The sequence below is a fragment of the Escherichia sp. WS1118 genome, assembly GCF_046487695.1.
Lineage (GTDB): Bacteria > Pseudomonadota > Gammaproteobacteria > Enterobacterales > Enterobacteriaceae > Escherichia > Escherichia coli.
In genome coordinates, this window is sequence record NZ_JBJQIZ010000010.1 from 231,570 (window position 1) to 245,670 (window position 14,101).

Below are 14,101 nucleotides of genomic sequence, written 5' to 3' on the forward strand. Positions count from 1 at the left end.
CGTGTAAAAAGCTACCCTGTCTATGGATATAGCGATATCAACTCATCAAGCGTGGACTGAATGATATTCAGCTCCATATGGGCGGCAACCTGGAGGATAAACATGATTTCGCCGTTGGAATCAAGGTTGTTCTGCAATATCTACCAGACTGCTTCAATTTATCTGTTTTGGCAGTGCCATAATCTTAATTTAACTATTTGAAGATGATGATATTGTAAGATGCCAGAAATTTAGTAATCTGGAGAACCATGTTTACGATCACTAAATATTAAAGTAATAGTCGTCAGTAACACATCGAGTGATATAACGTATTGACACCTAATCATATAAAAACAGTGAGTGATGGATAATATCACCCAAAAAAACAAGCAAGCATATAAAATTAAAAAACATGACTCCACTTTCATTTTTATGAAATGGCATCGTGAAGAGGCGCCAGCCAATTATAAAGATCTTGCTCCTCAAAAAATGAAACAACTCAGCCTGAGATAATATTTTTGACCGAAATTAACATTAAAAATGGTTAATAGTTTGCGCCTCTCACACAGGTCCAGGCAACTGCGTAACAGGCAAATCAAATTTTCGTAAACAGTGGGCATCATCAGATGCCCACAAAATACAGCTGATTTACATTTTCGTCTTTACACGTGCAATAGCTTCTTCATAAGAAGGCTTATTTTTTTCCGTATACGCCAGTTGATAATGCTGCAATGCTTCAGCATTCTGGCCCGAGGTTTCATAAATTTTGGCAATGTTATAATAGGAGTTGGCGCGCGTTGTCGCCGCATTTACCCCACTCGCTAACGAGATCGCTTTACGATTTGCCCAAATTGCTTCCGCTATGTTGCCATTTTTCTGATACGCCAGACCCAGGTTACTAAATGCCTGTCCGTAATTGCCGTCTAATTCTGTTGCCTGTTGGAAGAGTTGAATGGCTTGCTCAAGTTGACCGGTTTTATAAACAGCTTCACCTTCGCGATTATATTTTCTTGCCAGTTGAGTATCTCCACTGTTTTGCATCGCAGGCGAAGCCGGAGCTGAAGAGTCCGTCGCAGGCATTATCACAGTGGCTAAATCCCTGACGTCTAATGTGGTGTCGTTAAAATTGGCGCTGGTAACAGAGTTGATATCTTCAAACTCGCCGTTTGGATTGAGTTTAAACACGGTCCAGATGTTCCCTCGTTTTCCAGCAGGGACACTATAACTACGTACCAGGGAGCTCCCTACATAAACAAACACTTTTGCCTTACTGGCAGAGAGATAATTACTGTTGGGCAGCCCTTTATTGCTATAGTCCTGCACGGCATAGATGTAACTTTCACCAAAATGCTTTTTGCTGATAGTGACAGTTTCTGGTCCATAGCTATCCGTATCATCAACATCCAGATTGGCATCAGTTCCCTCTTTACTATCAAAATAGATATGTCCGCCAGGGAAGATCAAATGCGAATCAAGATCAAAAGGCTTTTCGCCCCAGCTCAAAACTACACGCATGCCATCCAGATTCGTCATCACCGGACTGATAGCATAAGTCATGCCAGCGCACGGACATTTGACCACCAGATTGGAATACCCCTCTTTTTTGACGATTAATAGAGCATCTTTATTATCAGCAAATGAAGTCCCCAAACTAATGCTGCCCGAAGTATTTGTGATACCAGAAACAGATTGTGCACCATTGCGTTGCAGCGTCACCGATGCCCCTTCAATGCGTTTATCTTTCACTGTCGCACTTAAAATATCAATGCTTACATCGGCGGCATAAGCACCTGCATTCATGCCCAACAGCGCGAGAGCAACTGGCAAAACAATTTTCTTCATGTATAAATCCTTTTTTTAATGAATGTAAGGTGGAAATTTCCCAGTTATTATTATCGTGTTAAAAGGTGAAAAAAAAAGAAATAAGTACACTTTTCAGATTAACACCCACTCACCTTGAAACAAAAAGGCCATCCGGAGATGACCTGAACTTTCTGAGAAACGCTGTTTTTTCATGTGGTTTGCTTTATTACACACCATTCAGACTATTCGGTAGCTAAATGTCCGCGACTGTCCCGGTAAAAAGAGAGCTAATTCTTTTAAAACCTCATTTTTTTCTGTATTAAAGCGTTCATTCATCATGGTTTCTGTACACGTCATCACCTTCCTGCTAAACGCGACGGTCGCATCACAGCTTGTCAATTCAGCCGGATTAAACAGCCGCAATATTAATTCCTGTCTGTCTTCCGCTTTTTTTAGCGCGCTGATCAGACATCCCACTGGTGGCATTTTCAGCAAACTATAACTTTCCGGCACATTGAATTTGGCTTTATTAAGCTTCATCGCATCCCACGGGATTTTGTTATAACACTGAACTGGCGTCAGCCATGCGCGTGCCTGCTGGGCTACACCGGCAGTTACGGGAGTACCGATATAACTAAATAAACTCAGACGACAGGAAAATGATCCGCGTAATTGTGAATCGGACACAGGCATTTTAATTCCTGAAGGACGCCCTGGCCTTAAAAGTAAATCTTCTTTTCCCAGTAATCCCACACCACGCAACAACGTAATAGCAAAGATTTTATTCTCTTCTCCAATGACTTCAAATTCACGTAATCCTTCGCTAAAAACGGCTATGCCGTTACGCCCTTCCTGTAAGACAGCATAGTTGAGCATATTCCATACCGGAACCGGCGCTTCTTTCCAGCCTTCTTGCTGCCAGACATTCATTGCGCAATCCTTCACTGGCCGCGTCAATGAACCAAACTGCGTATCCGCAAGAACAACATCTGTGTTAAAAGGCGTGGGAATCAATACACGAATACGGTGATCATCGGCCTGGTTATCAAGATTAATATCCGCATCAATGCGTCTGCTGTTATGGCTAAGAGTGATCACCGTCTCCACCCCTACCCTGCCAGAACATTGCTTTGCGCGACGCTCTGACAGATTACGCGGCACCGCTATTTCATAGCGAATTATGGCCCTACTCTGCCAGGCCTCATGAATAATATCGTATTGCGGTTTCGCATTCGCTGAGGTAATGGCCCACTCTTCTTTTGCTGGCGAATAATCATATTCATCCCCATCATCGGAACCTTCTTCAATTTGAAACACCCGGTCATAGCGCACGCCACTATCTTTATCAACCAGACGAAGTGAACCATCCTCATTGAGTGCAATTTGCCAGAAAGCATTTTCCAGTATTCCCTCTGTTTTACTTTTTGGCGTGACCACATTGCCAGGCTGATTCGCTTCTATATAGAGCGTGCGATACCCCATAGAAGGGACAATTTGGCTGATCTGAATATCAAACTCCATAAAGGGATCATAATTGCCGTAATGAACTATTTGCCGATCAATAAGGCCGGGATCGATCTCACGGGCATGTCGAATAAAATATGGCACAGGCTGACCGCGACCGTCTCGCAAATTAAACTGGCTACCGCGCAGTCGAACAGTTGTGTTGATAACTTCTTCACGCGGCCAGGGCATCAGGTTAAACAGGACGAGTTTGTCGGCGTCGCTCTGCGGCATGTTGTCTGCTATTTTGCGCATATAGAACCGAATTAGATTATCCGCCATGTCTTCTGCCAGTTCGAAGCGGGCGACAATCTCGCGATGAACTTTATCACTGCAGCAGCAGCCGATGCTGTCATGGGCGTGGTTTTTTAAAATTTCTTTCCACATCTTCTCCAGCAAGCCGTGGTGATAATCAAAACCTAAAGTCCAGGCCAGCGTTGCCAACGGTTCCAGCAGATTAACAATCTTATTTTCAATGCGTGCGTGGGCAATTTTGATATCCATGCGCGTGGAACCGATGGTGCGATGCACGCGCATATATTTGCCATCGATGAATTCACCTTTCAGGATGGCCAGACTTTCACGCTGCGCTTCAATCTGCTCGAATACCTCTTCAAAGCGGCTCATCACAAACTTTCGTTGAGGATAAATTTCGCGCAGTTTCTCCATCACTTCGAAGATATTTTGCTGCAAGGGCATCTGGTCATGACCATTCGGCAATAAAATTTCTTTGGTTACTGACGCTTTTTCCAGCACGTCAAAATAACTGTCGAGGCGTTTACGTAATCCATTTTCGTCCGCAGGTAAGTACTTACCGATGGCGTAGCCCAGCGGCAGCACCTGCGCCGTCACTTCGCTACCGTCACTGCTTTGCCACAAAAACTCGGTTTTATCAGTACCGTGGCGCTCAGAACATCCGCGCCAGAACATGGTGCGGGTAATGCCAAATCCATTGTATATATGTGGCAGTTGCCCGGACATGCCAAAGGAATCCGGTAAATAACCTATTTTCATCGGCTCGCCAAACGCGAGGCAGCCACGCATTCCGTACATCAGATTACGGACTATGGATTCAGCAGAAACAATCGTGGTATCGGTCTGGGTATACCAGGGACCGATAATTAATTTCCCGCCCTCGACCAACTTCTTCACACGATCTTTGTTCTCCGGTTTGACAGCGAAATAATCTTCGAGGATCGCCGTTTGCCCGTCGAGTACGTAATATTTGTATTCGTTGTCCTGTTCCAGTCTGCACAGGATCTCTTCCATATTATTGACCAGCAGAATGCGAGACTCTTCTGTGGTGAAATACCACTCCCGATCCCAGTGCATATGCGGGGTGATGTGAACGCGAGATACCGCTTTCATCGTCGTTTCCTTTTTGTTTATGGCATTACGCCATCAGTCAGATAGTTGCCATGCTTAACCGCGTGACGCCGCCACATCAGGAGAATTGCAGTCGAGATTGCAGTCCCCACCAACGCCGCACCAAACCAGCCAATTGCCGCCATAACACCGCCCTCGCCATTATCATGAAGTAAAAAGAGCGAGAAAATGCCGGCACCGGGTGTCGAAAGGCCGATATTCATCGCGCCGACAATAGCGCCCGTTACCATAGAGCCCAGCACAAACGAACCAATAACCCGCAGCGGATCTTCAATCGCCATCGGGATCGCCCCTTCGGTAATACCTGCCAACCCTAACAGCCAGGTGGATTTCCCGGTCTCAATTTCAAACTCTTTAAACAGGCGCGGTGCGAGCATCGTGGAAGCGGTTACGGTAAATGCCGAAACCATTTTGACGGAGGCGAAAATGGCATACGGGCCGTAAACGCCGTTTGCCATTGCGCCCAGGCAGAATGCATAAGCGGCTTTGTTCACTGGCCCTCCAAGGTCAAAGGAACACATAAAACCGAGAATGGCACCCAGCAACAGCGCGTTACTTCCTGACAGACCGTTCAGCCAGGCGGTAAGCGAGTTATTGATCCAGGCGACAGGTTCTCCCACCACAAACAGCATCAGACTGCCCGCCCCCAACGTACCGAGCACCGGGTAGAGATAAAAAGTCAGGAATCCATTGAATTTACTGCTAAGACGTAGATGATTTTTCACCCAGCGCATCAGATAACCGGCTATCAATCCGCCAACGACCGCGCCGAGAAACCCGGAACCGATCATGTTGGCGGCAAGTCCAGCCGCAAAGCCTGGCGCTAACGCCGGTTTATCAGCCAGTGAATAGGCGGTGTAGGCTGCCAGCACCGGTACCATCAAAATCCCGAGCAGCCCTCCGCCCAGTTTGCGGTACATCCACAGCCAGGAGTTTTCTTCATTAAACAGATCTTGTAGCCCGAAGATTTGCGACAGTAATACCGCAACCGCCAGTACCGTGCCACCCGCGACAATCAACGGTACGGCGAAAGAGATCCCGCTCAACAGTGCCTGTTTCAGCTCCGTTTTGACACTTTTCACCGGTTGCGTATCTTGCTGTACGGTACGCGTCTCACCGCTACGTTTGAGGGTAAGCGCTTGTTGAATCAACGCTTCCGCATGGCGAATCGGCTCGGCAACAGGCACAGAAAGCGCAGGAATGCCGTTGAAACGCTCACTCTCCTTGATGGCGACTTCAGCCGCAAAAATACAGGCAGTTGCACTATTGAGTTGATCCGCCGTTAAACGTCCTTCAATGCCGTTAGCACCTTGCTTTTCAACGTAGACATTCACGCCGAGTTTGCGTCCGGCTTTTTCCAGATACTCCGCAGCCATGTAGGTGTGAGCAATACCCGCCGGGCAGGCCGTTACGCAGACAATAGTTGGCGCGTTGGAAAAAGAGGCAGAAGGTTGCGTGCCTCCCTTGTCATCAAGCGCCGAAAGCAATTCATCAGGCGTCGTAGCCGACTGTATACGCGCCCGAATCTCATCATCCGCCAGGCGCGTGGTCAGCGCTGTCAGCAGTTGCATGTGCGTAGTACCCGCTTCATTGGGGGGAATCGCCAGCAACACCACTAAATCAACCGCTTCCGGGCCATCCACGCCTTCCCACTGAAGCGGCTCACTCAGTGTCGCAACGGCAAACGCTGCTTCTTTTACCGCAGCAGTTTTACCATGCGGTACAGCCAGCCCTTCACCTAAGGCCGTCGGGCCAAGACTTTCACGGTGATGCACTTCTTCCAGAAATTGCTCAGTACTGGAAATTTTCCCCAGAGCAGCAAGACGTTGAGTCAACGCGTGGATGGCCTCTTCACGGCTGGTAAAGCGCGCATTCAGGCACAGCGCATCGCGGTGGGTCAGAGTCGTCAGGTTCATCATGATCCTCACTTGATCGTTTTTATAGTCGCGCCAGTGTGCCCGACAAACAAATACTATTATGTAATCAATTTCACTTGATTGAGATTATTTGTATTATATTTGTATTATTTACAGGATGAATTTATCGGGCATAATGACAAAATTCGTATTAATGAGATGCTAAATAATGGGACGGAAACCCTTATACCGACAGATTGCTGATCGCATTCGTGAGCAGATTGCGCGTGGCGAGCTTAAACCTGGCGATGCGTTACCCACTGAATCAGCACTACAAACAGAGTTTGGCGTCAGCCGGGTTACGGTGCGTCAGGCTTTGCGACAGTTAGTCGAGCAGCAGATCCTTGAAAGTATTCAAGGCAGCGGGACTTACGTAAAAGAAGAGCGGGTCAATTACGATATTTTTCAGTTAACCAGTTTCGATGAAAAAATGTCTGATCGACACATCGATACACACAGCGACGTCCTGGTGTTTGAAGTGATCCTGGCTGATGATTTTCTCCAGCAGCAGCTGCAAATTAGCGAACAGGATCGCGTGTGGCATGTGAAGCGTGTGCGCTATCGCAAGCAAAAGCCAATGGCACTGGAAGAAACCTGGATGCCGCTTGCGTTGTTCCCGGATCTCACCTGGCAGGTTATGGAAAATTCGAAATATCACTTTATTGAAGAAGTGAAGAAAATGGTTATCGTTCGTAGCGAACAGGAAATCATTCCTCTGATGCCAACCGAAGAAATGAGCCGTCTGCTTAATATCAGCCAGACTAAGCCGATTCTTGAAAAAGTATCGCGTGGATATTTAGTTGATGGCCGGGTGTTTGAATATAGCCGCAACGCTTTTAATACCGATGACTATAAATTTACCCTGATAGCGCAGCGAAAATCATCGCGATAAGCATAAAAAAGGCCATCATAAGATGGCCAACCATGTCGAAACCGACAGCCCTTCGCCCCTCCTGTAGAGGGAAGCGGCGAGGGCTATTTCTTATTACAGATATTTATTTCAGAACAGTTTTCAGTGCTTCACCGATATCCGCCAGGCTGCGAACGGTTTTCACGCCTGCGGCTTCCAGAGCAGCGAATTTCTCATCCGCAGTCCCTTTACCACCGGCAATGATCGCACCTGCGTGACCCATACGTTTGCCTTTCGGCGCAGTCACACCAGCGATGTAACCCACAACTGGCTTGGTAACGTGCTCCTTGATGTACGCCGCTGCTTCTTCTTCAGCGCTACCGCCGATCTCACCGATCATCACGATCGCTTCGGTCTGCGGATCTTTTTCGAACATTTCGAGGATGTCGATAAAGTTAGAACCAGGGATCGGGTCGCCGCCGATACCAACGCAGGTCGACTGACCGAAACCGTAATCCGTGGTCTGTTTAACCGCTTCATAGGTCAGCGTACCGGAACGGGAAACGATACCCACTTTACCCGGTTTGTGAATGTGACCCGGCTGGATACCGATTTTGCATTCCCCCGGGGTGATAACGCCTGGGCAGTTCGGGCCGATCATACGAACGCCTGCTTCATCCAGTTTCACTTTCACCGTCAGCATATCCAGCGTCGGGATGCCTTCAGTGATGGTGATAATCAGTTTGATGCCTGCATCGATAGCTTCCAGAATGGAGTCTTTGCAGAACGGTGCTGGTACGTAGATAACAGAGGCGGTAGCGCCAGTAGCAGCAACAGCTTCACGCACGGTGTTGAACACCGGCAGGCCGAGGTGGGTAGTACCGCCTTTACCTGGGGTTACGCCGCCAACCATTTTAGTGCCGTATGCAATGGCCTGTTCTGAGTGGAAAGTCCCCTGGCTACCGGTAAAGCCCTGGCAGATAACCTTGGTGTTTTTATCAATTAAAATGGACATTATTTCCCCTCCACTGCGGCAACAACCTGCTGAGCTGCATCCGTCAGACCTTTTGCTGCAATAATATTCAGGCCGCTGTCAGCCAGTTTCTTCGCACCGAGTTCGGCGTTGTTACCTTCCAGACGTACCACGACCGGTACGTTAACACCCACTTCTGCTACCGCGCCGATGATACCGTCAGCGATCAGGTCGCAACGAACGATACCGCCGAAGATGTTAACCAGAACGGCTTTCACTTTGTCGTCAGAGAGGATGATTTTGAACGCTTCGGTTACACGTTCTTTGGTTGCGCCGCCGCCAACGTCCAGGAAGTTAGCCGGTTCGCCGCCGTGCAGTTTAACGATGTCCATCGTACCCATTGCCAGACCTGCGCCGTTAACCATACAACCGATGTTACCGTCCAGCGCAACGTAGTTCAGTTCCCACTGTGCAGCCTGTGCTTCACGCGGATCTTCCTGCGACTGGTCACGCATTTCACGCAGATCAGGCTGGCGGAACAGTGCGTTGCCATCAGCGCCCAGTTTGCCGTCGAGGCAAATCAGATCGCCCTGTTTGGTAATAACCAGCGGGTTGATTTCGATAAGCGCAAGGTCGCGCTCCAGGAAAATGGTCGCCAGGCCCATGAAGATTTTGGTGAACTGCTGAACCAGTTTACCTTCCAGACCCAGTTTAAACGCCAGTTCGCGTCCCTGATACGGCATCGGGCCAGTCAGCGGATCAAGCGCAACTTTGTGGATCAGGTGCGGAGTTTCTTCCGCCACTTTTTCGATTTCCACGCCGCCTTCGGTGGAGGCCATAAAGACCACGCGACGGGAACTACGGTCAACAACGGCACCGAGATACAGCTCTTTAGCGATATCGGTCGCTGCTTCAACCAGAATCTGGTTAACCGGTTGGCCATTAGCATCTGTTTGATACGTTACCAGACGCTTGCCCAGCCAGTTTTCTGCAAAAGCACGGATGTCTTCTTTGCTGTTTACAACTTTCACACCGCCCGCTTTACCGCGGCCACCAGCGTGAACCTGACATTTCACTACCCACGGACCGGCACCGATTTTTGAAGCGGCTTCTTCTGCTTCGCGCGGAGTAGTACAGGCATAACCCACCGGTGCTGGTAAGCCATAGCGGGCAAAAAGTTGTTTTGCCTGATATTCATGTAAGTTCATGTGTTCTGTCCATCCTTCAGTAATCGTTATCTTTTAAACCGTAGACCGACACCCTATCCACGTCGGTCTACAGTGCAGGTGAAGCTTAAACTACTAAACGTCCAGCAGCAGACGCGTCGGATCTTCCAGCAACTCTTTGATCGTTACAAGGAAGCCCACGGATTCGCGACCATCGATCAAACGGTGATCGTAGGACAGCGCCAGGTACATCATCGGCAGGATCTCAACCTGACCATTCACTGCCATCGGACGATCTTTGATAGCGTGCATACCCAGAATTGCGCTCTGCGGTGGGTTGATGATAGGCGTTGACATCAGGGAACCGAACACACCACCGTTGGTGATGGTGAAGTTACCACCGGTCAGATCTTCAACCGTCAGCTTGCCGTCACGGCCTTTAACAGCCAGCTCTTTGATTTTCTTCTCGATGTCTGCCATGCCGAGGGTATCGACATCACGCAGAACCGGCGTCACCAGACCGCGCGGCGTAGAAACCGCCATACTGACGTCGAAATAGTTGTGGTAGACCACATCATCACCGTCGATAGACGCATTCACTTCCGGGTAACGTTTCAGGGCTTCAACCACCGCTTTCACGTAGAAGGACATAAAGCCCAGACGGATGCCGTGGCGTTTTTCAAACGCTTCACCGTACTGCTTACGCAGATCCATAATCGGCTTCATGTTGACTTCGTTGAACGTGGTCAGCATGGCGGTGGAGTTTTTCGCTTCCAGCAGACGCTCTGCCACACGCTTACGCAGGCGAGTCATCGGCACACGTTTTTCGCTACGTGCAGCCAGGGCCGGTTGCGCCGCCGGAGCAGGCGCTGCCGGAGCAGACTCTTTCGCCGGGGCTTTCGCCAGATGTTTTTCCACATCTTCACGGGTCAGACGACCACCCACACCCGTGCCTTTAATAGCGCTGGCGTCGAGGTTATGTTCAGCCAGCAGGCGACGGATCGCCGGGCTTAACGCATCGTTGTTTTGCTCTTCCAGAGACGCCTGCTGGCGTTGCGCCGGAGTGGACGCTTTCTCTTCAGATTTGGCGCTGGTTTCTTTACCCGCGCTGTTGCCTTCACGCAGGCGACCAAGGATCTGACGAGACGTTACCGTTGTACCTTCATCTTCCAGAACCGCATCCAGAATGCCGTCTGCTGATGCCGGTACTTCCAGTACCACTTTGTCAGTTTCGATTTCTACCAGCACTTCATCACGTACGACTGCGTCGCCGGGTTTTTTATGCCAGGTTGCGACGGTGGCATCGGCTACGGATTCAGGCAGGTCAGGGACCAGAATATCTACGCTACTCATTGTGTATCCTTTATTTATTCGACGTTCAGCGCGTCATTAACCAGATCTTGTTGCTGTTTCTGGTGAACGGACATATACCCTACCGCCGGAGAGGCGGAGGCTGGGCGGCCTGCATAACGCAGAGAAGCCCCAAACGGAATCACTTCACGGAAATGATGCTGGCTGCAGTACCATGCGCCCTGGTTGAGCGGCTCTTCCTGGCACCAGACAAAATCCTTGACGTGAGCAAACTGCTGCAACACTTCCTGCATCGCTTTATGCGGGAACGGGTAGAGTTGCTCGATACGCACAATGGCGACATCGTGTTGATTGTTCTTACGACGTTGTTCCAGCAGGTCGTAATAAACCTTACCAGAACACATCACTACGCGCTTCACGCCCTTCGGATCAAGCTCGTCGATTTCACCGATGGCTGGCAGGAAGGTGCCGTTCGCCAGTTCTTCGAGGCTGGATACCGCCAGCGGATGACGCAGCAGGGATTTCGGCGACATCACGACCAGTGGACGACGCATCCCGCGCAACGCCTGACGACGCAGCATGTGGTAAACCTGTGCCGGGGTAGAAGGTACGCAAACCTGCATGTTTTGCTCAGCACAAAGTTGCAGATAACGTTCCAGACGCGCGGAGGAGTGCTCCGGCCCCTGCCCTTCGTAACCGTGCGGCAGCAACATCACCAGGCCACACATCCGGCCCCATTTCTGTTCGCCAGAGGAGATGAACTGGTCGATAACCACCTGTGCACCGTTGGCGAAGTCACCGAACTGTGCTTCCCAGATGGTCAGGGTGCGTGGTTCTGCGGTGGCATAACCGTATTCAAACGCCAGTACGGCTTCTTCAGACAGTACAGAGTCCCAGACGCGGAACGCGCCCTGGCCGTTATGGATATGTTGCAGCGGCGTGTAAGTGGAACCGTTAGACTGGTTGTGGATTACCGCGTGGCGGTGGAAGAAGGTACCGCGACCGGAGTCTTCACCCGACAGGCGAACCGGAATGCCTTCGTCAACCAACGTGGCGTAAGCGAGGTTTTCCGCGCCGCCCCAGTCGAACAGTTTCTCACCGGCTGCCATCGCCTGGCGATCGCCATAAATCTTGGCAACGCGAGACTGCATTTCAACCGCTTCCGGCACCGTGCTGATGCGTTTAGCCAGTTCCTGCAGGCGCTTCATCTCAACTTTGTTCGGGTACTCTTCGTCCCATTCATGGTTGAGGTACGGCGACCAGGTGAAAGAGTGCATGTTCATCGGACGCCACTCTGCTACAACGCAATCGCCAGCATCCAGCGCATCGCGGTACAGGTTAACCATCTCGGTGGCATCTTCCAGCGTCGCGACTTTTTCCTGCTCCAGCTTGTCAGCGTAGATTTTGCGCGGCGTCGGATGTTTTTTGATTTTCTGATACATCAGCGGCTGGGTTGCGCTCGGCTCGTCGGCTTCGTTGTGGCCGTGACGGCGGTAGCATACCAGGTCGATGAAGACATCACGTTTAAAGGTGTTACGGAAATCGAGCGCCAGACGGGTAACAAAGGCAACGGCTTCCGGATCATCCGCGTTAACGTGGAAAATCGGTGCCTGAACCATCTTACCGATATCAGTACAGTACGGCGTCGAACGGGCATCCAGCGGGTTAGAGGTGGTGAAGCCAACCTGGTTGTTGATAACGATACGTACCGTACCGCCAACTTCATAACCACGCGCTTTCGACATGTTCAGGGTTTCCTGAACCACGCCCTGCCCGGTCACTGCGGCGTCACCATGAATGGTGATTGGCAGCACTTTGTTGCTGCTCGGCTCGTCGAGTCTGTCCAGACGGGCACGAACAGAACCGATAACGACCGGGCTTACAATCTCAAGGTGAGACGGGTTAAACGCCAGCGCCAGGTGAACCAGGCCGCCATCGGTCTGGAAGTCAGACGAGAAGCCCATGTGGTATTTCACGTCGCCCGTGCCGAGGTGTTCTTTATGTTTACCGGCAAACTCGTCGAACAAGTCTTGCGGTTTTTTACCCAGCACGTTCACCAGAACGTTCAGACGACCACGGTGCGCCATCCCGAGAACCACTTCACGGGTGCCGCTGTTGCCAGCGTGGCGGATCATCTCTTTAAGCATCGGGATTAACGCGTCACCACCTTCCAGCGAGAAGCGTTTTGCGCCAGGGAATTTTGCGCCAAGGTAACGTTCAAGGCCTTCAGCGGCGGTCAGTTCGCTTAAGAAGCGTTTTTTCTCTTCGCTATTGAAAGTCGCGCGACCAGACTCGATACGCTGTTGGATCCAGCGTTTTTCTTCGGTGCTGGTAATGTGCATATACTCGGCACCAATCGGGCCGCAGTAGGTTTGCTTGAGGGCTTCCAGCAGCTCGCCGAGTTTCATGGTTTCTTTGCCGCTGGCAAATGAACCGACGTTGAAGGTCTCCTGGAAGTCTGCTTCGGTCAGATCGTGGAAAGACGGATCCAGATCGGCCACTTTATCTTGCTGCCACAGTCCCAGCGGATCGAGATTCGCATGCTGGTGACCACGGAAGCGGTATGCGTTAATGAGCTGCAGGACTTTAACCTGCTTCACATTGGTGTCAGGGTCGGAGATCGTTGAAGAGTAACGTGAAGCGTCTTTCGCCAGGCGGCGGAAATATTCACGCGTTTGAGAGTGGAATTGATCCGGTTTGACTCCCGTACCAGGTAACTGCTGGAACGTCGAACGCCAGTTAGCGTCAACCGAGTCAGGATCGGTTAAGAAGTCTTCATAGAGCTGTTCTATCCAGCTCTGGTTTGCGCCAGAGAGGTAAGAAGAGTCCAACCAGGCTTTCAAAGCGCTGTTCTGCATCGTGATCCCTTAAGCATCTTTTTTATGCTTACTTCGCCGTGGATACTACCACGCACATTTCATATCTGATGTGCGTGCCGGGGTTCACTTGTTGCGGACTTGTCGTGTTTTCTGCGTCCGCTAAGGAACCTTTAAAAACTGTCTTAGTGTCAGGGGCAGTTTTTAAAGATTTCCTGCATTTCTTTTGTAGGCCGGATAAGGCATTCACGCCGCATCCGGCGCTGTTTGCCTGATGCGACGCTTGCGCGTCTTATCAGGCCTACGGTTTCTGCATTTCTTTTGTAGGCCGGATAAGGCGTTCACGCCGCATCCGGCACTGGTTGCCTGATGCGACGCTTGTGCGTCTTATCAGGCCT

8 protein-coding genes are annotated in these 14,101 nt (G+C 50.4%); 1 reads left to right on the forward strand and 7 read right to left on the reverse strand.

The window, feature by feature from the left end; translation table 11 throughout:
* Positions 1 to 627 precede the first annotated feature (627 nt).
* The 3 genes from ACJHYO_RS18160 to mngA all read right to left on the reverse strand — a co-directional run bounded on the left by ACJHYO_RS18160 (position 628) and on the right by mngA (position 6,587).
* Complete coding sequence (locus ACJHYO_RS18160; protein ID WP_033546385.1) at positions 628 to 1,821, reverse strand: tetratricopeptide repeat protein; 1,194 nt, start codon at positions 1,819 to 1,821, stop codon at positions 628 to 630.
* A 198-nt stretch (positions 1,822 to 2,019) separates the two neighbouring features.
* On the reverse strand, positions 2,020 to 4,653 hold the full coding sequence (gene mngB / locus ACJHYO_RS18165) for a mannosylglycerate hydrolase (protein ID WP_340531224.1): 2,634 nt from the start codon (positions 4,651 to 4,653) through the stop codon (positions 2,020 to 2,022).
* Between the two features lie 17 nt (positions 4,654 to 4,670).
* Positions 4,671 to 6,587, reverse strand: coding sequence for a PTS 2-O-a-mannosyl-D-glycerate transporter subunit IIABC (gene mngA, locus ACJHYO_RS18170; protein ID WP_170984047.1), 1,917 nt, complete (start codon positions 6,585 to 6,587; stop codon positions 4,671 to 4,673).
* 169 nt (positions 6,588 to 6,756) lie between these two features.
* On the opposite strand from mngA, the gene mngR reads away from it, so the two are divergent.
* The gene (mngR, locus tag ACJHYO_RS18175) at positions 6,757 to 7,479 is read left to right on the forward strand and encodes a mannosyl-D-glycerate transport/metabolism system transcriptional repressor MngR (protein WP_085455235.1); all 723 of its coding nucleotides are present in this window, start codon (positions 6,757 to 6,759) and stop codon (positions 7,477 to 7,479) included.
* Positions 7,480 to 7,582: 103 nt separating this feature from the next.
* Here the strand turns inward: mngR and sucD are convergent, their stop codons facing one another.
* The 4 genes from sucD to sucA form a co-directional block, all read right to left on the reverse strand.
* Positions 7,583 to 8,452 (reverse strand): succinate--CoA ligase subunit alpha, encoded by an 870-nt coding sequence (gene sucD, locus ACJHYO_RS18180; RefSeq protein ID WP_000025458.1) that lies wholly within the window; start codon positions 8,450 to 8,452, stop codon positions 7,583 to 7,585.
* Positions 8,452 to 9,618 (reverse strand): ADP-forming succinate--CoA ligase subunit beta, encoded by a 1,167-nt coding sequence (gene sucC / locus ACJHYO_RS18185; protein ID WP_001048602.1) that lies wholly within the window; start codon positions 9,616 to 9,618, stop codon positions 8,452 to 8,454. The genes sucD and sucC overlap by 1 nt, the downstream gene beginning before the upstream one ends.
* Positions 9,619 to 9,711: 93 nt before the next feature.
* Entirely contained in the window at positions 9,712 to 10,929 is a 1,218-nt protein-coding gene (gene odhB, locus ACJHYO_RS18190; RefSeq protein ID WP_000099836.1) for a 2-oxoglutarate dehydrogenase complex dihydrolipoyllysine-residue succinyltransferase, read from the reverse strand.
* A 14-nt stretch (positions 10,930 to 10,943) separates the two neighbouring features.
* A complete protein-coding gene (sucA, locus tag ACJHYO_RS18195) occupies positions 10,944 to 13,745 on the reverse strand; it encodes a 2-oxoglutarate dehydrogenase E1 component (protein ID WP_001181473.1) in 2,802 nt (933 codons plus the stop codon).
* Positions 13,746 to 14,101: the final 356 nt, after the last annotated feature.

Coding starts and splice junctions, on each gene's coding strand:
- sucD (WP_000025458.1), bottom strand. CDS start 8,452: ATGTCCATTTTAATTGATAAAAACACCAAGGTTATCTGCCAGGGCTTT.
- ACJHYO_RS18160 (WP_033546385.1), bottom strand. CDS start 1,821: ATGAAGAAAATTGTTTTGCCAGTTGCTCTCGCGCTGTTGGGCATGAAT.
- mngR (WP_085455235.1), top strand. CDS start 6,757: ATGGGACGGAAACCCTTATACCGACAGATTGCTGATCGCATTCGTGAG.
- sucC (WP_001048602.1), bottom strand. CDS start 9,618: ATGAACTTACATGAATATCAGGCAAAACAACTTTTTGCCCGCTATGGC.
- mngB (WP_340531224.1), bottom strand. CDS start 4,653: ATGAAAGCGGTATCTCGCGTTCACATCACCCCGCATATGCACTGGGAT.
- mngA (WP_170984047.1), bottom strand. CDS start 6,587: ATGAACCTGACGACTCTGACCCACCGCGATGCGCTGTGCCTGAATGCG.
- odhB (WP_000099836.1), bottom strand. CDS start 10,929: ATGAGTAGCGTAGATATTCTGGTCCCTGACCTGCCTGAATCCGTAGCC.
- sucA (WP_001181473.1), bottom strand. CDS start 13,745: ATGCAGAACAGCGCTTTGAAAGCCTGGTTGGACTCTTCTTACCTCTCT.